This window comes from Anaerobiospirillum thomasii (genome assembly GCF_900445255.1).
GTDB lineage: Bacteria > Pseudomonadota > Gammaproteobacteria > Enterobacterales > Succinivibrionaceae > Anaerobiospirillum_A > Anaerobiospirillum_A thomasii.
The window spans coordinates 1,184,184-1,209,452 of the sequence record NZ_UAPU01000005.1 but is presented as its reverse complement, the minus strand read 5'-3'; the positions used below and the strand labels follow the sequence as shown (position 1 = coordinate 1,209,452).

The 25,269-nt window shown below is 41.3% G+C and carries 21 protein-coding genes and 1 tRNA gene; 12 read left to right on the top strand and 10 right to left on the bottom strand.

What is annotated here, in order from left to right; genetic code table 11:
* The first annotated feature begins 102 nt into the window (after nucleotides 1-102).
* From DRZ93_RS05315 to DRZ93_RS05305, 3 genes are all read left to right on the top strand, one after another.
* Nucleotides 103-912: a 4Fe-4S dicluster domain-containing protein gene (locus DRZ93_RS05315; protein ID WP_113746023.1), complete on the top strand. Its 810-nt coding sequence runs from the start codon at nucleotides 103-105 to the stop codon at nucleotides 910-912.
* Between the two features lie 4 nt (nucleotides 913-916).
* A complete protein-coding gene (locus tag DRZ93_RS05310; RefSeq protein WP_113746022.1) occupies nucleotides 917-2,908 on the top strand; it encodes a transglycosylase SLT domain-containing protein in 1,992 nt (663 codons plus the stop codon).
* 91 nt (nucleotides 2,909-2,999) lie between these two features.
* Nucleotides 3,000-3,082: transfer RNA gene (locus DRZ93_RS05305), tRNA-Leu, on the top strand.
* 136 nt (nucleotides 3,083-3,218) lie between these two features.
* Here DRZ93_RS05305 and DRZ93_RS05300 read toward each other — a convergent pair.
* The gene (locus DRZ93_RS05300; protein ID WP_113746021.1) at nucleotides 3,219-4,589 is read right to left on the bottom strand and encodes a transposase; all 1,371 of its coding nucleotides are present in this window, start codon (nucleotides 4,587-4,589) and stop codon (nucleotides 3,219-3,221) included.
* A gap of 350 nt (nucleotides 4,590-4,939) precedes the next feature.
* Here DRZ93_RS05300 and DRZ93_RS05295 point away from each other — a divergent pair, with 350 nt between their 5' ends.
* The 4 genes from DRZ93_RS05295 (at nucleotide 4,940) to DRZ93_RS05280 (ending at nucleotide 8,381) form a co-directional block, all read left to right on the top strand.
* The gene (locus DRZ93_RS05295; RefSeq protein ID WP_113745870.1) at nucleotides 4,940-5,560 is read left to right on the top strand and encodes a hypothetical protein; all 621 of its coding nucleotides are present in this window, start codon (nucleotides 4,940-4,942) and stop codon (nucleotides 5,558-5,560) included.
* A 74-nt stretch (nucleotides 5,561-5,634) separates the two neighbouring features.
* Entirely contained in the window at nucleotides 5,635-7,368 is a 1,734-nt protein-coding gene (locus DRZ93_RS05290) for a Mu transposase domain-containing protein (protein WP_113746020.1), read from the top strand.
* Nucleotides 7,368-8,123: an ATP-binding protein gene (locus DRZ93_RS05285; RefSeq protein ID WP_113745864.1), complete on the top strand. Its 756-nt coding sequence runs from the start codon at nucleotides 7,368-7,370 to the stop codon at nucleotides 8,121-8,123. Before DRZ93_RS05290 ends, DRZ93_RS05285 begins: the two co-directional genes overlap by 1 nt.
* 9 nt (nucleotides 8,124-8,132) lie before the next feature.
* Entirely contained in the window at nucleotides 8,133-8,381 is a 249-nt protein-coding gene (locus DRZ93_RS05280) for a hypothetical protein (protein WP_113745863.1), read from the top strand.
* Between the two features lie 409 nt (nucleotides 8,382-8,790).
* On the opposite strand, the gene DRZ93_RS05275 is transcribed toward DRZ93_RS05280, so the two are convergent.
* The 4 genes from DRZ93_RS05275 to DRZ93_RS05260 form a co-directional block, all read right to left on the bottom strand.
* Nucleotides 8,791-9,603, bottom strand: coding sequence for a hypothetical protein (locus DRZ93_RS05275; RefSeq protein WP_113746019.1), 813 nt, complete (start codon nucleotides 9,601-9,603; stop codon nucleotides 8,791-8,793).
* A 328-nt stretch (nucleotides 9,604-9,931) separates the two neighbouring features.
* A complete protein-coding gene (locus DRZ93_RS05270) occupies nucleotides 9,932-10,306 on the bottom strand; it encodes a PilZ domain-containing protein (protein WP_113742978.1) in 375 nt (124 codons plus the stop codon).
* A gap of 26 nt (nucleotides 10,307-10,332) precedes the next feature.
* Nucleotides 10,333-10,833, bottom strand: coding sequence for an Rsd/AlgQ family anti-sigma factor (locus DRZ93_RS05265; protein ID WP_113742977.1), 501 nt, complete (start codon nucleotides 10,831-10,833; stop codon nucleotides 10,333-10,335).
* A gap of 200 nt (nucleotides 10,834-11,033) precedes the next feature.
* On the bottom strand, nucleotides 11,034-12,767 hold the full coding sequence (locus tag DRZ93_RS05260; RefSeq protein ID WP_146741096.1) for a peptidoglycan DD-metalloendopeptidase family protein: 1,734 nt from the start codon (nucleotides 12,765-12,767) through the stop codon (nucleotides 11,034-11,036).
* Between the two features lie 147 nt (nucleotides 12,768-12,914).
* On the opposite strand from DRZ93_RS05260, the gene DRZ93_RS05255 reads away from it, so the two are divergent.
* The gene (locus DRZ93_RS05255) at nucleotides 12,915-13,556 is read left to right on the top strand and encodes a DUF416 family protein (protein WP_113742975.1); all 642 of its coding nucleotides are present in this window, start codon (nucleotides 12,915-12,917) and stop codon (nucleotides 13,554-13,556) included.
* Nucleotides 13,557-13,593: 37 nt separating this feature from the next.
* On the opposite strand, the gene purD is transcribed toward DRZ93_RS05255, so the two are convergent.
* Both purD and purH read right to left on the bottom strand, forming a co-directional pair.
* Nucleotides 13,594-14,874: a phosphoribosylamine--glycine ligase gene (purD, locus tag DRZ93_RS05250; protein ID WP_113742974.1), complete on the bottom strand. Its 1,281-nt coding sequence runs from the start codon at nucleotides 14,872-14,874 to the stop codon at nucleotides 13,594-13,596.
* Between the two features lie 160 nt (nucleotides 14,875-15,034).
* Nucleotides 15,035-16,621, bottom strand: coding sequence for a bifunctional phosphoribosylaminoimidazolecarboxamide formyltransferase/IMP cyclohydrolase (purH, locus tag DRZ93_RS05245; RefSeq protein WP_113742973.1), 1,587 nt, complete (start codon nucleotides 16,619-16,621; stop codon nucleotides 15,035-15,037).
* A 363-nt stretch (nucleotides 16,622-16,984) separates the two neighbouring features.
* Between purH and DRZ93_RS05240 the strand changes: the two genes are divergently transcribed.
* From DRZ93_RS05240 to DRZ93_RS05225, 4 genes are all read left to right on the top strand, one after another.
* Nucleotides 16,985-17,263 carry an HU family DNA-binding protein gene (locus DRZ93_RS05240; protein WP_113742972.1) on the top strand — a complete coding sequence of 93 codons (279 nt, stop codon included), beginning with the start codon at nucleotides 16,985-16,987 and terminating at the stop codon, nucleotides 17,261-17,263.
* 322 nt (nucleotides 17,264-17,585) lie between these two features.
* The gene (gene pgm, locus DRZ93_RS05235; protein WP_113742971.1) at nucleotides 17,586-19,235 is read left to right on the top strand and encodes a phosphoglucomutase (alpha-D-glucose-1,6-bisphosphate-dependent); all 1,650 of its coding nucleotides are present in this window, start codon (nucleotides 17,586-17,588) and stop codon (nucleotides 19,233-19,235) included.
* Nucleotides 19,236-19,357: 122 nt separating this feature from the next.
* Nucleotides 19,358-20,182, top strand: coding sequence for a Cof-type HAD-IIB family hydrolase (locus tag DRZ93_RS05230; RefSeq protein WP_172458059.1), 825 nt, complete (start codon nucleotides 19,358-19,360; stop codon nucleotides 20,180-20,182).
* 47 nt (nucleotides 20,183-20,229) lie between these two features.
* Nucleotides 20,230-21,978, top strand: coding sequence for an ABC transporter ATP-binding protein/permease (locus tag DRZ93_RS05225; protein WP_113746017.1), 1,749 nt, complete (start codon nucleotides 20,230-20,232; stop codon nucleotides 21,976-21,978).
* Nucleotides 21,979-22,116: 138 nt separating this feature from the next.
* Here the strand turns inward: DRZ93_RS05225 and DRZ93_RS05220 are convergent, their stop codons facing one another.
* The 3 genes from DRZ93_RS05220 to DRZ93_RS05210 all read right to left on the bottom strand — a co-directional run bounded on the left by DRZ93_RS05220 (nucleotide 22,117) and on the right by DRZ93_RS05210 (nucleotide 25,092).
* Nucleotides 22,117-23,580 (bottom strand): alanine/glycine:cation symporter family protein, encoded by a 1,464-nt coding sequence (locus DRZ93_RS05220; protein ID WP_113746016.1) that lies wholly within the window; start codon nucleotides 23,578-23,580, stop codon nucleotides 22,117-22,119.
* A 144-nt stretch (nucleotides 23,581-23,724) separates the two neighbouring features.
* Nucleotides 23,725-24,453: a DedA family protein gene (locus DRZ93_RS05215; protein WP_113746015.1), complete on the bottom strand. Its 729-nt coding sequence runs from the start codon at nucleotides 24,451-24,453 to the stop codon at nucleotides 23,725-23,727.
* A 168-nt stretch (nucleotides 24,454-24,621) separates the two neighbouring features.
* Entirely contained in the window at nucleotides 24,622-25,092 is a 471-nt protein-coding gene (locus tag DRZ93_RS05210; RefSeq protein WP_113746014.1) for a tRNA (cytidine(34)-2'-O)-methyltransferase, read from the bottom strand.
* Between the last annotated feature and the right edge of the window lie 177 nt (nucleotides 25,093-25,269).

Genomic DNA, 25,269 nt, shown 5'->3' with positions numbered 1-25,269 from the left:
AGCACAAAAAGAACAAAGATCTATATAAAAAAATAGATTTTTTACCTGTGACTACATTAAAATTAAAAAAAATTATCATATTTAAAACAGGATTGTATAAGCTTGAGCATTAATAAAATAACCATAGCCTACATGTCACCTACAGGTGGCACAGAGCGTGTGGCACAGGCAGTATATGAGGCATTTTCTGAGCAGCGCATATATCCTGTCATGTATGATTACCTAAAGCCACGCTCGCGCTCTGTAGTGCATCAGTTCAAAGCCGATGAGCTGCTTATTTTTATCTGTCCCACCTATTTTGGGCGTATGCCAAGCTGTCTTAATGACTTTTCAGGTCTGCGCTCGCGTAATGCTAAAGCCTTTATCATATCAACCTATGGCAACCGCACCTGTGGCGATCAGCCGCGCGAGATTGCTGCTATGCTCACACAAAAAGGTTTTGTGGTGGCAGGCTATGCGCAGATTGTCGTGCGTCACTGCCTTGATGATGTCCTAGGTGCCATGCGCCCTGATGACAGTGATATTGCGTATATAAAAGATAATATCTTTAAGATCTACAATCTTATTAAGGATTGTATGCTTAAGATGCCTTATCCTTTTGATACAGGACCTTATAGTGAAGAGCGCGTGAATTTTGCAGTGCCTGCCATTGTAGGTGATGCCTCATTGTGTGAAAAATGCTCATTGTGTGTAAAATTCTGTCCATGCGGTATAATAGATGCATACACATTTGAGGTGCCAGAGTCAAAAAAAGAGCAGTGCATGCACTGCACCTCGTGCATACACCACTGCCCGTATCATATAAGAGATATATGGCCAGAGGATAAAGAGCAGATTGCGCTCTTTTTTAATGAAGTAAAAAAAATTCATCAAAAGCCCAAGGCCAATACATTTCATATACAAAGGATTTAATGCAATGTGGATTAAATTAACCTGCCTTGTAGCAGCTGCGCTTGTGTACGGCAGCGCTGTTGCCACAACTGTCGATGTTTCGCTTGTAAGTGCCTCAGATGCAAAATACAAGACTGACCGTGAGGCCTTTGTACAGGCGCGCGATGCTATAAGACGCGGCGATGATGACAGGGCTAGACAGATAAGAAAGGGTATATCCAAAGACTATCCTTTAAATATATGGCTTGACTACTACAGCCTTTCAGTAAATCCTGATACCAGTAAATTCAAATCTGTAATTAAATTTATAAATGATAAAAAACATACCGAGCTCTCGCGCATTTTGCAGGATAAGTATATTGAATATCTCTCTGTTAAGGGTGAGTATAAAAAAGTAAATGTACTCATGCCAACCAAGCCTTTTTTGGAAAAGGATGCCATCTATAATTTCCAGAAGTCAAAGCTGTGCCGTTTTTATGAATCAAAGTGGCATTTAAGTCAGGCAACAGAGGATGCTCTTGCCTATGGCCGCTCTTTATATCTGTCACTGCGTGAGATGCCTTATGGCTGCTCTGCCTTTATGGGACTTATTAAAAGCAAGGGTTATATTACAGATAAAATTGCTCTTGAGAAATTTGAAAGAGCCTATGTTGAGCGCAGATATGAGAGTATTACCAAAGAACTGTCTGAGTCTTTGATGCAGACAAAGTATGCACAGCGTATCAGCAAGCATATGGCCTTTTATGATGATCCTCTGAGTATTTTTACAGATCTTGATAATAAAAATGCCGATGACAGACGTGTGGCCGTACTTGCCTTTCAGCGCTATGCCAATGTAGGCAAAGATGATGCGCGTGACTATCTTGAGCGTTTTATCAAAAAATTCAGTCCAACACAGGTAGAGCTTGTTGCCATTAAAAAGACCATAGCCAACAACTGCCTCGCCCGCTCACGTCCTCTTGATGATGTCAAATGGGTTGATGCCAATCTACCTGCTGTGGCCTGGAGCAATGAGCTAAAGGAGCAGAGATTAAGACGTGCTGTGTATTTTTCACAGTGGGATATTGTCTATCAGCTGCTTGAGCATATGCCATCAAATTTCCAGGAACAGATCAACTGGCAGTACTGGAAGGGCATATCAGCTCAAAAGCTTGGTTATAAAAAGCAGGGCCTTGAGATTTTAAAGAAGGTAGCAAAACAAAGAGATTTCTTTGGCTTTTTAGCTGCACAGAAACTAAATCTGTCTTATGCCTATAATCATTTAAAGCTTGATAACAATGCCTCATGGGCGGCTCTTGTTAAAAACAATATGGCTGTAAGACGTTTTTTTGAGCTTGAGGCCATAGGCGACAGCAATGCCTCTGTAGAGTGGAGTGAGCTTGCTAAAAGCTCAAGTAACAATGATGCCCTGCTTATGGGGCAGTGGGCCTTGCAGACAGGCAATATACGCTATGCTATAGATATGGTGGTCAAATCAGGCCGCTGGGATGCTCTCTCTTATCGCTTCCCAATCCCTTATCTTGAGATCTACAAAAAAGAGGCGCGCAGCAATAATGTAGCGCTCTCCTTTCTCTATGGTATTTCCCGTCAGGAGAGTATGCTAAATGCAACTATAAGATCGCCAGTTGGCGCTGTAGGTCTGATGCAGCTAATGCCAGGTACAGCCAAATTTGTTGCAAAAAAGAACAAGTGGAAATATAAAGGAGTCTCATCACTTACCAATCCTGAGGTTAATATCAAATATGGTAGCTACTATATAAAGGATATGCTTGGCAAATTTGATAACAATAGGGTGCTGGCTGCCTGTGCCTACAATGCCGGTCCAGGCCGTGTGCCACAGTGGCTGTCAAAGGATGGCAAAAAACGCAGTGTCGATGTCTTTGTTGAAAGTATTCCTTTTTTAGAGACCAGAAAATATGTGCAGAATGTAATCTTATATGATGCTATCTACAATTATCTTCTTACAGGTAAAAAAGGCCATCTGCTCAGGAAGCATGAGCTAAATTACAGGTACTAAAATGATGCAGGGAGTGTAGTTTTAACACTCCCTGAAAAATTTTAAAAAAACTCTTTACAAATAATAAAAATTTGCTATTATATCAACCGTTGCCCAGGTGGTGAAATTGGTAGACACGCTACTTTGAGGGGGTAGTTCGCGAGAGTGCGGGTTCGAGTCCCGCCCTGGGCACCAAGATAAATACCCATCAATCCCTCAGTTCTGAATAATAAATCCATCCCTAAGATCGCACACCAAACATACCGAGAATCAATCTTAATTTCATGACCAGAAGCCGGTCGCCGGACGCGACCAGATCTTCTTTTTTTAACTATCGTTTAAAGCTAAAACCCTCTTCTTTGGCATATGCTGCACGTGTCAGCGTATCTAATGGCTCAATGCCAAATGAGCGTATTAACTCAGACTGCCTTTTTAATATTCCTCCAGAGAATATTATAGATCCATTTTCTTTATCAATAGTGGCCTCTATAGCCTCCAGAGAGCGCAGTGTGCCTCTAAATGAGTTATGACAAAGCTTTACAGGATGCAGATTGTTTTTAATCTGCTCTTTATTAAAGACTTTATTAGCCTCGAGCATTTGTCTTTGCACCTCTGATGCAAGAGACAGTATGAATACTTTGGCATTTACTGTCTTATCGGTGGAGGCATTGAGTGTAGAGCCTCCAAGCTCGCCTTTAATTATACTATAGCCCACCTCTACATTATTTCTCTGCGCATATATTTCATTTGCCTCAATAACATTATCCACACAGTCAGAAACCAGAACTCTGGTGGCTATTTGTCTGCATAGCCTTGATATGGCATAGTACCTTGGGTAATAGCGTTGTTGAGGCTGCTCCTTTTTGTCAAAAGAGGAGTCAGTGTCTGCAACCTCATCACTATATTGAAATAAATCAACGAGCTTGTCTTTTAAAAGATTGGTATGAGCGGCAGTAAGCTCAGATGGCTCCTTACCTGCAATAACCTCCTGCCAGTTGCTGGCTATATCATAGGCATCATTGAGCTCTTTTACTAAAACACGATATTTATTCATGCTCTCTTCATATATCTCGCGGGAGAAAATAAAGTGTACATACAGAGTTTTCTCCTTTTGCCTTACAGGCTTGTAAGACTCATTATTTTCTCTTGCCATTTTACTTAGAATCTTCTGTGTATAAGACCATGGGAGCTGTATAGTCTTTCCTGCAAGCAGTTTAGGAGCAGTGTCTGTAATATCTGCGCTACTGCTAAAAACCAGACCCCTGTCTCTTAGCAGATCGCGTGATATGGCATCTACCTGCTCTTTGATAAGTTTGCTCTTGGCTATATTACAGTTGCACACAAAGGATATATTATGCTCAAGCATGGCCGAGATATTGTTGATAGACCAGAATCCCCTGTCACAGACTAAAGATATATTGTCGCCGGCGCCTCTGTCCACAAGCTGCCTGCATACTGACTCCACAGTCAGCACATCTGTAATATTGCCTGCATATGTAACAGTGGAAAACAGCTCATGTGTGCTCTGGTCAACCAGTGTTATAAAATTAATAACCTTGTTGTCTGTACCGCTTTTAGATTTGCCGTACTGTGCCTTAGTCAGGCAGTTGCCGGCATTATCTACGTTAGTATGAAATTTCCGGGTTTCAATCTCGGTTGATCTTATTAATAACCAACACCAAATCCTATATATATCAATCAATGAATCTGATCTTTAATCTTTAAATCTTGGTTTTAACTATAGATCCGGGACGTTTTATATCATTCCTAAATTTGCTCTTGAATTCCTAATCTTCTCGCCTGATCCTGATCTTGTAATCGCAGTTCTGCCTTTTGCACATATCTTATGTTATGCAAACCTTTATTCTTAAGCATATACATCAGATCTTATTGCATTATTTTAATGCACTCGTCTACAACGCAGCTCTTTTTATGGCTACTTTATGTAAACTATTGAACATTGTTAGAATCAACTAAAAAGTTGTTTTGCTAGGATATTAGAAGGAGAGGTGAGCTCACTTCCGCCAAGAATAAAGAGCTCACACTACTTGAATGTTTATTTTAACACAAAATTTATTTTCTAATATTGATGAGCTCAATGAAGCCATCAATAATGGCCTTTCAAAGCCTATAAGATTGCTTTTACATAAAGATGCTTTTCAATATTTAATCTGTCCACTCTGTAATAAGAAACTCAAATTTAAAGCTTATATTAGCAAGGCCAAACGCCTGATCTATGGAGTGAAAATTACAGTGCTTATTCCTCAGATGTTTTGCGAAAACAAAGATTGTAATTGTGGTGCTTGCAAGAAGCATAAGGTGTCACGTTACCATCTTGTACAGCCAGATATTTTTGAGCCTGGCCAAAGTCATTTAAAACAAGTTATTGAAGACTATATAGCAGCAGAATCAGAAAATGTACAAAATAAAGATTTAGAAGCTCGCTGCGGTGATCTCAGTCTATTTAAACAAGAATGTAAGAAAGTATTAAAGCTGATACAAAGATGGAAATATCATATAAAACAGTTTAACTCTCTCAAGCATAGAGTATTTAAATTTTTTGATATTACGGTTTCATGCCTGACGGCCCCTAGGTTCTGCCTGTTGCTCCATAATAGTGAAAATATACAAAATGCCATACTTATGCGCTTTCGTACAGCAAATAACGACTAATTTTTAAAAGTCCTTAAAATACCCTTTGTTGAAGACAAACATGGGGTTTGTCATATTTTTTTAAGGAACTTTTAATGACAAAAAGACAGCATTTGAGCGCAGACAAGCTCAAAGACATAGCCAAGCTTATTCTTGGAGGGCTGAATAATACCCAGATTGGAGCTAGAGTTGGTGTCTCCCGTTTTACTGTATCGCACATAAAAGAGAGGCTGTTTAAAGCAGACATCTGCTCCCGATACTCTCTTGAGCTTCTTAGTAATCAGCAACTTGTAGATATATGCTATCTGGCATCAGGTACAGATAATGGTACTCAGGAGGAGCATGTCTCCCGCTCAGAGTTTATGCCAGATTTTTTGGAGATGGCTGTAGACCGCCTGGAAAGGCATATGAGCAAGCAATTTTATTATTTTAATTACATGGAAAACTGTATTGCCAATAAATGGCACTACTTATCTCGCAGTCAGTTTTATCATTATTTAAAAAAGGCAGAAGATGAGCTTTTTGCAAAAACGGCTGATCCAGTATTTATCATGGACAAGACATATGGACTAAGCTGCGAAATTGATTTTGCCGGAAAAAAGTGTGCTCTGACACTTCCTGGAGGCGTTAAGACAGATTTTAATGTATTTGTAATTGTGTGGTCTGCCAGTTGTTACGTTTTTGCAAGATTCGTAGAAAGACAGACCACAGAGGCTACATGCATAGCTATAAGCGCTGCATTTAAGCACTTTAACTGTCTACCCCAGGAAATAATACCTGACAATGCCAAAGCATGGGTAGAAGATCACTCTATTATATCAGAGCCTATCATAAATAAATCATTTGAAGACTTTATGTCGCGTTTTGATGTATTTGTACATCCAACATCACCACGTGCGCCAACTCATAAATCCAGGGTTGAATACGCTGTAAGGTTAATAACTGAACGTGTTATCAACAATTATGACAGTGACACACCAAGATCACTGGAGGAACATAACCACCTATTACAGGATCTGATTGAAAAGCGTATTAATCAGGCCCAGCTGCGTGGAGATTTAGAGCAAAACAGAGCCTATCTGTTTGAGCATTGTGAAAAACCTAAAGCCCGCGCCATGATCTCTACCATACCTCAATTTGCCCATATCTATATCCTCAAAGTGCCTCGTAACTACCATATAACATTTGGTACAAATAAATATTCTGTCCCATATACCTATATAGGTCAGGTGGTAACAGTCAGAGTGTATGAAAATATATTAACAATATCATGCGATGATCGCCTTATTGCCACGCATCCTATTAATTTTGCACAAAATAACAGCGTCAATACGATTAGAGCACATATGCCTGAGAACCACAAGGCCGTTCAAGATGAAAGGAAGTATTTAAAGATTGAACAGGCGCTGGATGAAGCTTTTAATCTCAGTAAAAATCTGCACTCATACTGTTCATGGAAAAATAAGCAAAAAAACGGACATGCCCTCAAAGCATGTGTTGCGGCCATTAATTTCTATAAAGGATCTGCCAACACAGAGCTTGCTGATAAGACATTCATGAAAATAATGCAGATGGAACCAGCTGTTAGAAACATAACAAATTTAGTCCAAATTTATAAGCAGATGGTATCAGAGTCTTTAAAACCGCGTGAGGATGATATTGCCGATATAGCCTGTACTGCAGAAGATCCCGTCATCAATGAGCCCAGATCTGACAAAGCCAGTGAGCAAGGTAATTTAACATTTAGTGTTGATGACGATGGTGTTCTGCGCAACTCTAGAGATGTGGCTATGGCCAGAAAATTGGGTAAAGCACAGGAGAATAAATAATGTCAAATGAACAAACTTACACTCTAACTGAAGATGAAAGCCGTATAATAAAAGCTTTTAAAGACATTCGTTTAAAAGGCCTTGCTCTGGCCTTTCATCGCCAGTTTACAACGCCAGACATATTTAGCGGTTTGACATTTAATGAAAGACTGCTGATGGCGCTTCAAGAGCATATTGATTATGCTAATGAGGTTAAAGGTCAGACGCTGTTAAAGCGCAGTAAACTCAGAGGAAATCAAGATTTAGATTTTATTTTAAGGAGTGAAAAGAGAGGGCTTAGTAATACAACTATGGCAGAGCTTGCCTCGCTGAGTTTTGTAGTTAAAAAACAAAATGTCATAGTACGAGGAGCATCTGGAACAGGTAAGACAGAGCTCATATGCAATATCGGTAGAAGAGCTTGCCTCAGAGGCATGAGTGTACAATATACAATAGCCAATGATCTCCTAGAGCAATTCTCTATATTTAACGTAGAGCAAAGACTTAAATTCAGAGAAAAGCTTAAAAAGGTGCACCTGCTGATAATAGATGATTTATTTTTGACCGACTTTTATGAAGCCAGGTATGCTAAATATCTTAATGATATTTTAAATGATCGTATTAATACTGCGTCTACACTGATAGCAACACAGCTTACATCTGTAGGTATGGCTAAAAGGTTTGTAAATATTGATGCAGCCATAACAGATGCTGTAACTAGGCGCATTAATCAGTGTGTACAGGATATTACACTTCTGCCATATGACTTTGTCTAGGAGCTTGTCGTGTATAAGTTAAAAATATTAGGCCGTCTTGCATTTAATAATGACAGTAACTGTCTTTATATTGATGACTATGAAATAAATATAGGAGATACCATCTATCTGAAAAAAAAGGATAGACATGGCAAATCAAAATGGATCTCCCATATGGTCGATTTTAATTTAAACAGCCATGAATGGTTTCTAGGAGGTAAACCAATGAGGCCGCAACTTCATCTTGGCAGAGTTGTTAAAATCGATATCATTTTATAACACAAAAACCCTGGCCTAGTGTCAGGGTTTTATCTCTAATAAGCCTATATAAAAGCTATATTTATGGCGTCAGTTTACAGAGTAACTGCCTAAAGATCTGACGTGCTATACAAGATCAATAGATGATGTAACGGAAGTACTGTTTTGGTGCAATAGGAACTTCTGATAACCCTCAGGATCTGACGATGCCTTTAAAGATGGCATGATTACCAGAAGGATTTAATAGACAAAAGATCATGTGTAAGAAGAGCGGAAATACTGATTTAGGTCAGGATCAGATGTATAAAAACAGTATTGAACAAAAGTAGGCAGGAACTACTGCTAGAGTTTAGGACAAATTTTAGCTCAAGATCAGATGAGATTTAATAGGAATTGGTGTCGTCCGTTTTCAAGATCTAATACTGAGGCACTACCGGATCAGATGAGATTTTAGACCGGATTTTCCATTAGTACCATCAAGAGCCAGAAACTGCATGTGCTTATTGCCATTTTTCTTTTTATGATACTGAGTTTTAAATTTGGCAAACTCATTTATAACGCCGTTTTCATCTATGTATTTATACAGTCTCTGTATATGATCTTTATAAGAGTTTATATCTAAATCAAGAGCGTGCTCTCTGACAAAAGCCTCAATCTCATAAGATATAGATTTAATACCCTTGGACAGACAGGTCATTATCATGTATACCAGCAGGATGTATTTGTCATCAGGCATAATCTTTTTAAGGATATTAAATGATGGCATCTTATCCATAAAGGATTTGAGCAGATAATAATCGCCAAACTTACGAGCAGTGCCGCAGGTCTTGTGGGTGGCAGAGCCAGAATTTCTAGCAACAGAGGCCTTGGTGCGTATGCCGGGTTTAGATGGATTTGCTTTAATATCATCCAAAATATCCTGAGAGTCGGCAAGTTTTTGTTTTATTTCCTTGATTTCAGCTTCTGAGCGTCTTTCGTACTCAAACTTTCCCTGTCCCACACGTATAACCTTCCATGGAATAAACTCAGGATTTTCAGAGAGAAAGTTAATACTAAAAACACACTCACCAATACCATCTTTGCTTTTGATAGATCCAATCTGAGTTGGTGCCACACGGGTTGAATAGCCTTTTTCAGCATTCCATACAGATTTCCCCTGCAAGAGAGCATAGGCATAGGTTCTCTTGCTGGCAACAACGTTCTTGAAAACTGGGTGATTTTGATTCTTATCTTTACTGGCCATGATGTCCTCCTATTGGGTAAATCGTACCATAAAACAAGAAAAAAGTCAAGGCATTTAGAAAAATAATTCAAAAAAAATTTGATTGATAACAAGGAATTTTTGGTAGGATAAAGAAAAATAAAAAAAACTAGGTATTTTTAACCTGCGATCTCAGGGATCCATATACTAATTATTAAAGATCACGATATATCGCGTTTCTTATATTGTCATTTGTGATAAGACAGGACATATAAAATATCCTGCATAGGCAGGCATAAACTGCAAAGCTAAAAGCAACAGCTTAACTGCAGCAAAGGCTTACGTAACTGCAGCCTTTACTAAGCGTGTATTATGACTCCACATCAAAGTGCATGAGCTCATCAAGCTCGCGGTGCAGCATTCTACTCTCGCCTATATTCAGCTCTATAAGTCTGCGCAGTGATGATATAGACTCAAGATCTATATGCAGACACTGCAGACCGACCATTTTGCCACGCTTATGACGGCAGATGCACTGCATGCGTATTTTGTTACTGCCGCCAAGACGGAACTCGATGTCATACTTGTGGGCTATAAAGACATCAAAGTCATGAACAAGCTTTATAAGGGCACCATTTAAAGACACATCAATTATCTTTATTTCAGTACGCGTATCTACGAAGTCAGAAATTAACACTCCGTGCAACATCATTGAAACGCGTGAGTATTTTCTTCTGTTTTCCATGTTACCCCTTAATTTATTAATATACGTCAGCTTGAAGATACAATGGTGTTAATCAGTCTCAGACCTATAATAAGTCTGTCTTCACTTTTAAATCTAAGCTCAAGACATTTACCTACCTGTGACAGATCTTTTTTGAGTGTGGCCATTTTAAGCTCATTAAGATCCTCTGCGTATTTATCATTAAAACGCATAAGATATTCAGTTGTGCCTTCAATTTTTGGCATAACCCTGTTGGCAATGGATAAGGAGCGCCCTGAGGCATTTTCCATAAGCTCAATTATTTTAGGATAGAGATCGAAATGACCGTGGGAGACATAATCAATCAAATGCTCACAGAACTCGGTTATCTGCTCATAGGAAGGAATATACTCAAGCTCGTTCATCTCTTTGTGTAAAGGGAGATTTAAAAGCTTCATATACAAGACAACAAGCTCCTGTCTCTGCTTAATCATGTCATTGATCCAGGAATAGTTCTTGTCAACTTGTTGCAGTGTTGTATTAAAGCCGCAAAGCTCTTTATCACTCATAAAAGATCTCCTTTACAGAGGATAGAAACTGATCCTAGCATAAAGCAAGAGTGATAAAAAAAGTGTTATTTAAATCATAAATACTTTATTTTAATGAGAATTTAATTGTAAAAGTTATATAGTACGGAAGTGATAATGCGTAAGTAAATATTTTGTCGACACAGATAGAAGTGCCGGCTCAGACCGGCACTGCAGATAAATTATTCAAGTTTGGCTATGAGCTTTTCATTGTGCAGATCCTTTTTAAAGGTTGCCACATTGCTCTCAAAACGTTGTCTTTGTTTGGCCACCACTGTAGCATCTGAATTGCTTGGTAATTTGACGCGCATGGCATTGACAGGCTTGTTGTTGATACGCAGCTCATAGTGTAGATGCGGACCTGTGGACATACCTGTATTGCCAGAGCGGGCTATGATGCTGCCAGCCTTGACTCTCTGTCCTGGTTTGACATTCATCTTGGACAGATGCATATACACAGTTGAGTAATTGCCTCTGTGTCGCAGCACAATATAGTAGCCTGCACCCTTGCTGTAGCGGGCAATATCCACCACACCATCGGCCGGAGCCACAATTGGGGTACCTATGCGCACGGCAAAGTCAGTGCCATTGTGCGGACGATACTGTCCTGTTACAGGATGTCTGCGGTTTGGATTAAAGTGTGATGAAATAATAACCTTACCGTTGATAGGGAAACGTCTAAAGGTACCTGAGGCTGAGTTATAGCCTTTTTCGTCATAATACTTGTCATCGCCAAGATGTCTGAAGGTAGCAAGCTTGCCAAGACGGGCCAGATTAAACTCAATGGCATTGATCTTGCCCTCGCCTTTGTCATCTGAAAAGAGCACACGCATGGTGTCACCTGGCTGCAGGTGGCGGGTAAACTGTATGCGGCCTTTAAACAGATCTGTAATTTTGGCAATCTCATTGTAGGTAAGACCGCTCTCATGGGCAGCAGTGGAGAAGGCCTGACCCGGGCCTAAGGTGACAAGCACCAGACGGCCACGCTTTTTATACAGTGGAATTTCCTCTGTCTGTGTGGCAGGGGCCATACTGTCCTTGCCAGTTGCAGACTGAGCTACAATGTCGCCACCGCTCTCTTGTACATCTGAGGTCTTGCTCTTAAGATGGGCCCCAATACTTTCCTTTACCGCTGTAAAGTCACTGGAGTTTATATTATCTCTGTAAAAGCGAATCTGTGTGTCCTTGTCAATCTGCTTTACAAAGGCTAAAAGATTGTTCTTTTCATCAAGCAGGAAGGACAGTGAGTAGCCTGTACGCAGATTGGACAGAGCCTTTCCTGCATCCTTGTTGGAGGTTATAGCCTCAAGGGTGGCATAAGGTATGTTCAAATCTGAAAAGACAGAGGAGAGTGTATCGCCGCTGGCAATATCCTCGACAAACCAGCTGCTCTGCGAGCGTCCTGTCTTATCACGTATCTTTTTATCAAGCTCAGTGTCAGCATCGGCTAAAAGCTGATCTGAGATATTGTCATCATAGTTGTCAAGAGCGTCGCCCTTGGTGTCAATAACAATCTGATTGTCAATCTCGCTTATTGCGTGCTTGCTCTGACCATCTATATCCTTGGTGTAGTGACTTGACAGCACCTCGGCTAACGACTGTGTTGGATTGATAATGTCTACAGATGAAGGCTCTACAATCTCACCATTTTCATTGACAAAAATCTCTTCATAACTCTGCTGTGAGGCAAGATTGTAATTTTGAGTTTTAGATACAAAAAAAGATGAGCAGATGGCAAGTACAGCTGTAGATAAGATAGCATAGGTATGCTTTTTTGAGATTGGCATCAGCCAGGCCTGAGATGAGCTTTGAATATGCTGGCCTGAAATATAATCTTCAAATTTCATTGAATTATAGGAGTTTTTATTATCTTTGCTGTATAAATTGCGCACAAAAACCACGATAGCCCTTCCCAAGGTTAAGAAAGCTCCATCATAGAATGTAATCTTTAAAAGTTATCAGGTTGGCCTGAATTATAATTAATATTTTTAGTTACATAATCAACGTTTTTGATAAAATTTTCAAGTAAAATTTACGAAAAAATTTTAATTGAGGAAATTAGTGTGATATTCGGGGAAAAGTTCTATCCAAAATTAAAAAAAATGAGTCCATGGCGTCAGTCTCTTTTTGCCCTGGTGCTCTGCCAGCGTATGCTGCCAAATTTTGCTCTGTATGCCCAGCAGAAAAACGTGGGGGGCCTTAGTGAGTTCAACTACTGTTTAAAAACTCTCTGGCACTTTCATCAGGAAAAATTCAATCACATTGATTTAGAGCAGACTCTTGATGTCTTTACACCTTTTACGCCAGATATAAATGATGATGACTATTCACTTGGCGATATGTATGCTCTAGATAGCGCTCTGACTCTAACTGCCGCCTTTGATGCCATTATTATGCACGAGGGCAATGAAGCTGAAATTGCCTCACGTACCTCTATGTCAGGTGTACTGCGCCTGGTGCAGATGGATTATGAGGATGATGTGGATGAAGATACACTGCGCGAGGATGAGCGTGTTGACAATGAGGTCAACTTTCAGGTGGCCATGTTTGAACTAATTGCCGCGGCTAAAAGAGACAGTGAGCTGGTGCACAACCTAATCCGTCTTGGTATCAATGGCTTTGTGTCAAATATTGGTATTGAGCTTGCAGATGAGCTGCACTCTCTGTGTGACGAGTATATAAGTACAGGTAAAAAAAGATCCTGATAAAATCAGGATCTTGAGTATCTTTACTGGCTATGCCCTATTTTCTGTTCAAGGCTCTGTGGGCAATGTCGCTTCTATAGAACATACCGTCAAATTTAACCTTGTTAATAAGGCTGTAGGCTCTGTCACGGGCCTGCTGTACACTCTCGCCAAGGGCGGTTACACACAGCACACGGCCGCCTGAGGTTACAATCTGATTGTCCTTTAGAGCAGTACCGGCCTGGAAGATCTTGGTGTCACTCTCAACAGTATCAAGACCTGTGATTACATCACCTGTCTTTGGAGACTCAGGATAGTTTTGGGCTGCAAGTACTACACCTAAGGCAAAGCGTGGGTCGTATTTAACTTCCTCATTGGCAAGACCGCCCTCCTGTGTACCGCACAGACAGAGTTTGACCAGATCTGATTGCATACGCAGCATAATAGGCTGTGTCTCAGGATCGCCAAAGCGGCAGTTAAACTCAACTACTCTAGGATCGCCGTTCTTGTCAATCATTAAACCCGCATAGAGGAAACCAAAGTATGGAATGCCATCATCTCTCATGCCCTTTAATGTAGGGTTGATGATGCGCTCCATTACCTTCTTGTAAACCTCATCTGTGACACATGGGGCAGGTGAGTAGGCTCCCATGCCTCCAGTATTTGGACCTGTATCATTGTCGCCTACACGTTTGTGATCCTGTGAGGTGGCCATTGGCAGGGCATTTATAGAGTCTGACATGACAATAAATGATGCCTCCTCACCTTCCATAAACTCCTCAATCACCACAGAGGCGCCGGCATCACCAAAGGCATTATCCTCAAGCATATGCTCAACAGCATCAAGTGCCTCCTGCTCGCTCATGGCTACAACAACGCCTTTGCCTGCTGCAAGACCGTCAGCTTTGATGACAATAGGGGCACCCTGCTGCTTTATATACTCCTTGGCCTCATTGCAGTCATTAAAGACCTTGTAGGCTGCAGTTGGGATATTGTGACGGGCTAAAAAGTCCTTGGTAAAGGATTTTGACCCCTCAAGCTGAGCTGCAGCCTTGGATGGGCCGAAAATCTTAAGACCATGGGCTTTAAAGGCATCAACCACACCTAAAACTAAAGGAGCCTCAGGGCCTACAATGGTAAGATCGATTTTCTCATCAAGGGCAAATTTAAGCAGGGCATCAATATCAGTAGCCTTGATAGGTACATTTACAACCTTGTTCTCAAGTGCTGTACCTGGATTGCCAGGGGCTACATATACAATATCTGCAAGCTCTGACATGGAGGCTCTGTAGGCAAGAGCATGCTCGCGACCGCCGTTACCGATTACTAAAACTTTCATATCTGTATAAGGCCTATCTTATATAAACTACACAAGATACAGCCCATCTCCTTTTAAAATCAAGACAAGAGCCAAAGCTCTGGTGGATAAATCAATATACGTGTCTGCATATTAAAAAAGTGTAAAAACCTCTGACAGATCAGAGGTTTTTAATTAATATTTAGTGGCGGAAGTGACGCATTCTGGTAAAGACCATGGCAATGCCATGCTCATTGGCAGCATCAATTACTTCCTGATCGCGTATTGAACCGCCTGGCTGAATAATGCACTTGATACCGGCCTTGGCTGCCTCATCAATACTGTCTCTGAACGGGAAGAAGGCATCAGAGGCCAGGCAGGCGCCCTCAAGTGATAGGGAGGCATCTGCAGCTCTTAGCTTGGCAATACGGGCAGAGAAGACACGTGAGGTCTGACCGCAGCCAATACCTACAGTCATCTTGTCCTTGGTGTAGACAATGGCATTGGATTTGGTGTACTTGCATACCTTCCAGGCAAAGAGCAGCTCATCAAGCTCATCCTTTGAAGGTTTGCACTCAGTCACTACCTCAAGATCATCAAGGGCTACAGTGGCAATGTCAGCATCCTGCACCAAAAGACCGCCGTTGACGCGCTTCATATCCATGCGCTTGTGATGCTCATCAAGTGAACCTGTCTTTAAAAGACGTATATTCTTTTTGACAGCAACAGCCTCAATGGCCTCATCTGTTACATCAGGAGCTACAATAACCTCACAGAACTGATTGTCAACAATGGCCTTGGCTGTAGCGCCATCAAGGGTTCTGTTAAAGGCAATAATACCGCCAAAGGCTGACTCGCTGTCACAGGCAAATGCCTTTTTGTAGGCAGTGGTCAGATCATTATCAATAGCTACACCGCAAGGATTGGCGTGTTTTACAATAACACAGCATGGGGCGTCAAATTCGCGGACGCACTCAATGGCAGCATCTGTATCTGCAATATTGTTGTAAGAGAGCTCTTTGCCCTGCAGCTGTACGGCTGTGGCAATGGAGGCCTCTGAGGCATTGACATCCCTGTAGAAGGCTGCATTCTGATGAGGGTTTTCACCATAGCGCATATTCTGCAGTTTGACAAACTGCATATTTATAGTACGTGGGAAGTGACGCTGTGCACCATCGTCAATACCATAATCAGGAGCTTTAAGACCAAAGTAGTTGGCAATGGCACCGTCATAGGCTGCAGTGTGCTCATAGGCCTTGATGGCAAGATCAAAACGCATCTCATAGGTAAGGGACATATTGTTCTTATCCATGCACTCAATGATGCTGCCATAATCTGCTGCATTGACCACAATAGCTACATCCTTGTGGTTTTTGGCAGCGGCTCTGACCATTGTAGGACCGCCAATATCAATATTCTCAATGGCCTTTTCAAGTGAGCAGTTAGGATCTGAAACAGTCTTTACAAATGGATAGAGATTGACGCAGACCAGATCAATTGGCTTGATTCCATGCTCGGCCATAATGGCCTCATCTGTACCGCGACGCCCAAGAATGCCACCGTGAATCATAGGATGCAGAGTCTTTAATCTGCCATCCATCATCTCTGGGAATGTGGTGTAATCTGAAACCTCTGTTACAGCAACGCCATTTTCTTCAAGCAGTTTTGCAGTACCGCCTGTTGAGAGAATCTCAACATTGCGTTCTGCTAAAGCTCTAGCAAATTCAAGTACGCCAGTTTTGTCTGAAACACTGATTAAAGCTCTTTTAATTGGGCGAGGCTCAACCATGACCGGTTTTCTCCTGTAGATAGTCGATAAAAAAAGATGGCCTATATTTTACTATATTAAGACTACTTTTTAAGCCTTTTGCCTATATTTATCCACATCTGATTTTTAAAAAAAGTTTAATAAAGATAATATTTGTCCGGTAAACACGATAATAAAGCGCATAAGATTGGTATTTGTTGCAAGTTTGCTGGTTTTTAGGTGTAAAAATATAACAATTTTCTGTACAATCTGCTCCTGTTAGTTTTTTTAATCGCTTTTGTCATTAAAGTATTGATTAATACGGTAAGTTGTGATGAAATTTACAGCAATCAATAAGTTATAAAATTTCAGTTTTGTTATTTGCAAAAATAAAGGAAAATTTTTATGAATAAGTCACAGTTAATTGAAGAGATCGCAAAGCGTTCTGGTTTAACTCAGGCCGGCTCACGTCGTGCTTTAGATGCGCTGTTAGAGACTATTGGCGAGGCTTTAACCGAGGGTGATCGTGTACAATTAGTTGGCTTTGGTACTTTCAAGGTTACAGAACGTAAGTCACGTGAAGGCCGTAACCCTAAGACCGGTGACGTAATTCAGATTCCAGCCTCTAAGACTCCTTCATTCACAGCAGGCGCTGAATTAAAGAAGGTTGTAAACGGCCGCTAAGCCTGACTTAAATTAAAGGCGCAGTTGAGATAAACTGCCACTTTTAAGTTAAACTGATCCAGCTGTCTGCTGGATCTTTTTTTTTTCACCTTTGTTCAGAATAGGCTTTACAGTCAAACCGCTCTAAATTCTTACTAAGACCAGTCATTTTAAATACAGTAGCCACATCCATGGCTATCCTGTGTCCTTCATTTTGAGAGTGGCAGTTCACATATCTTTTAAAAGATATGAAAATAGATAATTTTTTAGTGATAAATTTTGTACAATCTAGGTATTAAAGATCTGAATTTAAATTACTTAAACAAAATTTTAGAGGTTTCATATGGCACTTCATGAATTTGCAGGTAAAAAGGCCCGTGATGAGGATCTGACCAATATCCCACGTCTGATGGCTGCCTATTATTTAAATTGTCCTGATATGGAAAATCCTGAAGAGCAGGTAAGCTTTGGTACATCGGGTCACCGTGGTACCTCACTAAATGGCTCATTTACTGAAACCCACATTCTTGCCATATCTCAGGCCATAGCCGAGTACAGAACCAAAGAGGGTATTACAGGTCCTTTATTTATCGGTATGGATACCCACGCCCTCTCAGAGGCGGCCTTAGCCACAGCCATCGAGGTTTTAGGTGCCAATGGTGTGGAGCTGCGCGTTGAAAAGGATCATGGCTATACCCCAACCCCATCTATCTCCCATGCCATTTTAACCTATAACAGGGGCCGTACTGCTGGCCTTGCCGATGGTATTGTTATCACCCCATCACACAATCCACCATGTGACGGCGGCTTTAAATACAATCCAACCGACGGCGGTCCTGCCGGTACCGAGATTACATCATGGGTACAGGACAGAGCCAATGAGCTTATTAAAAACAATTTAAACGGCGTAAAAAGAATTCCATATGCTAAGGCTGTAAAACTCTCCAATGTCAAAGAACATGACATGCTAGGTGAGTATATTGACGATCTTGGCAGCGTACTTGATCTTGAGGCTATAAGTAAGTCTGGCATAAGCATTGGAGTTGATCCTCTTGGCGGCTCAGGTCTTTTCTACTGGGACAGAATTGCCGACAAGTACAAACTTAATATCAAGGTAGTAAATTACAAGGTTGATCCAACCTTCTCCTTCATGTGTCTTGATAAAGATGGCAAGATCCGTATGGACTGCTCAAGTCCGTATGCCATGGCAGGCCTTATTGCCCTTAAGGATAATTTTGATATTGCCTTTGGCAATGATCCTGACTATGACCGTCACGGTATTGTCTGCCACTCAGGTCTTATGAATCCAAATCATTATCTGTCTGCTGCCATCAACTATATCTATACCCATCGTGACAACTGGCCTGCAGGCGCCATGGTCGGCAAGACTGTAGTGTCATCCTCCATGATGAACAGGGTGGCTGAAGGTTTAGGCCGCAAAGCCTATGAAGTACCTGTAGGCTTTAAGTGGTTTGTACCTGGTCTGTTTGACGGCTCTCTGGCCTTTGGCTGTGAGGAGAGTGCCGGTGCCTCCTTCCTGCGCAAGGATGGTTCTGTCTGGACAACTGATAAAGACGGTATTATTGCAGCTTTATTATCAGCCGAGATTCTTGCAGTAACTGGCAAGGATCCTGCCGAGCACTATAAGGCACTTACAGATAAATATGGCGCACCTTTATATAACAGAGTAGATGCCCCTGCCAATGCCAAGCAGAAGGCTGTGCTCAAGAAGCTTGATCCAAAGGCAGTTGAGGCCTCAACCTTAGCCGGCGAGGAGATTGTAGAGAAGCTGACTTGCGCCTCTGGCAACGGTGCTGAGATTGGCGGTCTTAAGGTTGTAACCAAAAACGGCTGGTTTGCTGCCCGTCCATCTGGCACTGAGAACATATACAAGATTTATATGGAATCATTCAAAGATCCTGAGCATCTTGAGGCTATTGAGAAGGAGGCTACTGAGATTGTTGATGCTGCCCTTAAAAAGGCCGGTGCTTAAGGTTTATTCATAATTGAAGACAGGTGGTCAGGGTTTTTACTCTGACCATTTTTTTTGTGTAGTAAAAATTCATGATTACTTGGTAGAATTACAGCTCAAAAATGATTTTAACGGAGATGACAATGGAAAGAGCATCTAAGATAAAGCTTGTAGCCCTGGATATGGACGGTACAGTTTTAAATTCACAAAAACAGGTAGGGCCAAGAACACGTCAGGTACTAAAAAGATTAAGTGATAAAGGGGTGTATATAGTTGTAGCTACAGGCCGTCCGCCACAGGGAATTTTTAATTATGTAAAGGATTTAAGTCTTGTAAATGACAGGGGCTATGTGGTGTGTTTCAATGGCGCAGGCATTGTCTCTTTGCCGCATGTAAACTTTGTCTACAATGAGTATTTAAATGGCACAACTCTTATGGAACTTGCAAGGATTACACATGAACATGGCTGTAAAATCCATGCCTTTAGTGTGCAGCAGGGTTTAATTTTAGAGGATGAAAACTCACCTTCCTATCGTGAGGTGCAGCACTGCAAGGTAGGTTATAAAAAAAGCAATCTTGAGCATGTGGATCCAAATGAGCATTTTTTCAAGGCCCTGGCAGTAGGTCAAAGCCATGAGCTTGATGTACTAAGAGCAAGTCTTGATGCAATGCAAAGTGATAAATACACCATTATGCGCTCTGATCCAAACTTTCTTGAATTTATTCCAGGCACATGTACCAAAGGCTCGGCTTTAACCCATCTGTGCGAGATTTTAAATATATCTATGGATAATGTTCTGGCCTTTGGTGATGCCGAAAATGATGCTGACATGCTAAAAAAGGCTGGAATTGGCGTGGCTATGGGCAATGCCGATGATACTGTCAAGGTTCTGGCCGACTATGTCACCCTCGATAATGATAATGAGGGTATAGCTGTCTTTTTAGAAAAACTCTTTGAACTAAGTTAGTTCTATGGGATTTTTCTTACAATCAAGACAGCAACTTTGGAGAATTTATGCAAGATAAGCCACATCATTCAAAATATGGAGTTGACAGTCTGCCCCTCAAACAGACCATAAGCTCCTTTTATGTACTGCTAAAGCTGTACTGGACTAAAAAAGAATCATTGATCTGCTGGATCTATCTTGGTCTTATTCTGTTACTGACAGGAGGCTCTGTCTATATTGCTACGCGTATTAATACCTGGTACAAGGAGTTCTGGGATACTATACAAAACTATGATGTGGACGGATTCTTTCATCAGCTCTCTATCTTTGCCATTCTAGCCACCATTCATGTGGTGGTTTCTGTATACAACAGTTTCCTGCGCTCCAAAATGGCCATTGAGTGGCGCCGCTATATGACAGATGTCATGGTAAGAAAATGGCTTGAAAAGGGAAGCTATTATAAAATGCAGCTGACTGACAGTAAAACTGACAACCCAGATCAGCGTATAGCCGAGGATTTAAATCTCTTTGTGGGCAATACCATAGCTCTGCTTTTAGGTGTAGGTACTGACATGGCTATGCTTGTATCCTTCTCAGTAGTGCTCTGGGGTTTATCACAAAGTGTTGATCTGACAGTCTTTGGCGGTTATGTCATCACTCTGCCAGATGGCTATTTATTTTATCTTGCTGCCATCTATGCCATACTTGGCACCATTGTCACCTTTATTTTAGGCAAGCCTCTGGTGCGCTTAAACTTTCGTCAGCAGCGGTATGAAGCTGATTTTCGTTTCTCACTCATACGCCTAAGAGAGTCAGCCGACTCCATTGCTCTTTACAAAGGTGAAAGTGAGGAGAATGAAACCTTAAAAGATCGCTTTGCCATTTTAGTTAAAAACTATATACAGCTTATCAACTGCACCAAGCGTCTTGGCTTTTTAACCTTAGGCTATGCCCAGACAGCTGTAATTTTCCCGATACTTATTGCAGCGCCAATCTATTTTGCCAAGCTCATTACCATGGGTACCATTATGCAGATTACATCTGCCTTTGGTAGGGTGCACGATTCACTCTCCACCCTTATTATGAACTTTAATGCTTTAGCCTCCTGGAAGAGTGTGATTGACCGTCTCTCTCTTTTTGCCACAAGCATGGACAAGGCTGCAGCTTTAGAGTGTATTGAGGTAAAGACACATGATAAAAATGAAGTTGTCATTGACTCTTTGTGTGTCAAAAGTGTGGATGAGAGAGTTTTAATTGACAATCTGAGCCTGAACCTTGCAGGCGGCGACAGACTTTTAATTAAAGGTCAGTCAGGCTGCGGCAAGTCAACACTGATGCGCACCATAGCCGGTATCTGGCCATATGCCACAGGATCTGTTGCCATGACAGAGCACAATGATGTGCTGTTTTTATCGCAAAAGCCATATCTGCCACAGGGCAGTTTAAGACAGTGTCTTTACTATCCAAGGCCATCAGCCTTTGATGATGATCTTATAAAAGAGTATATGACAAAGTTAAAGCTTGACCATCTTATTGATAGACTTGATAGCACTGAGCAGTGGTCACATATACTCTCACTTGGTGAGATGCAGCGTGTAGCTTTTATCCGTGCGCTTTTAAACAGACCTAAGGTGCTGTTTTTAGATGAGGCAAGCTCTGCTCTTGATGAGGATCTTGAAGCTTTATGCTACAGCCTTTTAATAGAAACACTGCCACAAAGCATTATTATCTCAGTAGGTCACAGATCATCACTTGAGATACTGCACAACAAAAAGCTGCAGCTTGACAACTGCAAGGCTGTAATAACAAATATCTAGACAGGCTTTATCACAAGCCTCAGAGCAAAAGTCTGAGGCTTGTGCTTTTGAATAAAACAGATAACAGCTATAAAACAAAACCCCGCAGGTGCATGATCCGCGGGGTTTTTTAGCATCTTTTAGTATGCAGTTTTAAGATTAATTATCTTCATTTTCATAGACATTCTTGCGTCTTTGTTTGCGATAAACCTGCTGCAGATTGGCAAAGCGATTGGTAAGCTTTTCAGATGGACCGAACAGTGGTCTCTTGCCAGTAAGGAAATTGCCCTCATAATCTTTAAGTGCCCTTTCAACAAGCTTGTAAAGACCAATAACAGCAATAATATTTGGTATAACCATAAGACCGTTGAACATATCTGCAAGCTCCCAAACCAGCTCAACCTGTAAAAAGGAGCCCATCATTAAAAAGCACAGCACCATAACTGAAAAGACATTGATTATCTTATAGCCAAAGAGGAATTTGACATTCTGTGCTGCAAAGAAGTACCAGCCAATAATGGTGGTAAAGGCGGCAAAGAACAGACAGATAGCCACAAAACCAGAGCCTGCAGCACCCATACCCTTGATAAAGGCAGTTTGTGTGAGCACAATACCTGTAGAGGTGCCATCAAGAGAGCCTGTCACTAAAATCACCAGAGCAGTGGCATTTAATACAATAAAGGTATCAATAAACAGACCAACAATGGCAGCCAGGCCCTGCTCGGCAGGGTGTTTGACGCGGGCAATAGCGTGGGCATGAGGAGTTGAACCCATACCGGCCTCATTTGAAAACAAACCGCGGGCTACACCATAGCGTATGGCCTCCTTGACGCCTGCTCCTATGACACCGCCTGTGGCGGCAGTTGGATCAAAGGCTCCTACAATAATGACATTAAAGGCATGAAGCACCATATCATAATTGACAGCACAGATATAAATGGCGCCTAACACATAGACAGAGGCCATGAGCGGCACCATCTTTTCAGTAAAGCCTGCAATACGGCGTATGCCGCCAATAAAAATAAAGCCGGCCAGCAGAATAATAAACAGACCTGAGACCCAGTTTGGAATATCAAAGGCTGAGTAGAAGGCTGTGGAGATGGAATTGGCCTGTACCATGGTGCCTATAAAACCAAGGGCTATAATAATGGTAACTGCAAAAATATTGGCAAGAGATCTTGAGCCCAGGCCCTTTAAAATATAGTAGGCAGGACCGCCTGTAATATGACCTTGTTCATCCTTGGTGCGATAGAGCTGACCTAAAATGGCCTCTGCAAAAATGGTGGCCATACCAAAAAAGGCTGCAATCCACATCCAGAAAATAGCACCTGGTCCACCTAGGGCCATGGCTGTGGCCACACCTGCTAAATTGCCTGTACCTACCTGAGCTGCAATGGCTGTTGCTAGGGACTGAAATGAGGTCATACCATGATGACCTGCCTTTTCACCGTTAAGGCTCAGGGCGCCAAAGACCAGACCAAAGGCACGGCGGAACATGCGAAACTGTACAAAACCAAGTTTTACAGTAAAGAAAATGCCGGCACCTACTAAAATAGGGATAAGGCACCAAGGTCCCCATAAAATGGAATTAATATCTTTAACAATAGTAGTAAGTTCGTTCATGTATTTTTTCCACAAAACTGCAGGATAAAAAAAGCAGGTGTTATAAGGATAATTCGATAAAGTTTAGCACAAAGGTTGCACATATAAGCTATGTGCACCCTTTTGTGGCAGGATCTGTAAATGAAATGCAGACGGGGGTTTTATTTAAGATTTGTCAGCGCTTTTAGCCCTGGTCTTGGTACCTGAATTTAAAGCAGTACTGTCATCTTTTAATGTTACATTATCTTCAGTCTTAGCATCTGTATCTGCATTTTCAGCGCCTATGGCATTAAGACGGCCATGGAATTTCTTTTTAAGATAGATAATACCAATAATGGCAAAGAGCAGACCAATACCCAGGTAAATAGCCTTTTGAACATCGCCTACATATTCCATCAGCAGATCAAGATTGTTGGCAAAGAAAAAGCCAAGATAGATCCACACAGGCACAGAGATAATGGCTGCAAGACCATCCATGAGAATAAAGGTGATAAAGGAGATACGGCGTGACATGCCGGCTACAAGATAGATTGGTGATCTTAAACCTGGCAGAAAACGGGCTACAAATAACAGACCCAGACCATATTGTTTGAATTTTCTTTGAATGAGTGAAAAGCGGCGCGGAGAGAGTATTTTTCTAAAGGTTCTGATGCGCTGTATTCTATAGCCAAAGATGCGGCCTAATAAAAACATGGTGCTGTCACCAATGAGCACTCCTGCCATGCCCACAGCCACCATAAAATGCGGATTGGCCAGATCAAGACCGGAGATTACGCCGCCTGATACCAAGGTTATATCCTCAGGTACAGGCAATCCAAAACCACAGAGAATCAGAATACCAAAAACTGCTATATAGCCGTAATCAGTAAAAAACTCGATCAAGAAATCTAGCATCGTCTTTCCTAAAAGCGTCAATCAGCACATTTTATTGAAAATACACAAAATTCAGTCTAGTTTAACAAAAAAATGTTGCAAATTTAAGTAAAAAGCACAGCTTTGCAAACCTTTGAGCCAACAAAACAGCAGGATGCAGGAATATGTATACTTAAGTAAAAATACTTTTTAAAGCTGCATACCTTTAAAATCCTGCTGGCGCAGTGCCTCATAGGCTAAAATGGCAACAGAGTTGGCTACATTAAGACAGCGGCTTTGTGCCATCATAGGAATTTTAAGGCGGCAGGAGCTGTCAATAAGCGTCATAACCTCATCAGGCAGGCCTGAGGTTTCACGGCCAAAAATTAAAAAGTCACCTTCATCTTCAAATTTAAAGGAGCTTGGCAACACACTGCCCTTGGTGGTGGCGGCAATGAGTCTTTTGGGACTGCAGTTTTGCATAAAGCTCTCAAAGCTTGTGTGACTTACCATATTGGCTATCTGATGATAGTCAAGTCCGGCCCTTAGCATTCTTTTATTGTCAAGAAAGAAATCAAGCGGGCCTACTATATGCAGTTTAAGACCGAAATTGGCGCTAAGACGTATAATATTTCCTGCATTCTCTGGCATCTGCGGCCTGTATAAAACTATCTGTATCATAATTATTCCTTTTCTTTCATGGGCGATTATAGCACTATTGACTTTACAGGGTGCCTGATACTTACAAATATAATGCGCACCAAGTCTTGGGCATAAGCTTTAAAACAATTTGTTTAAAAATAATGTGCTAAGGTTCTTTTCTTGGTAGAATAAGCTCCTTTATAGCGCTAGTGTTTT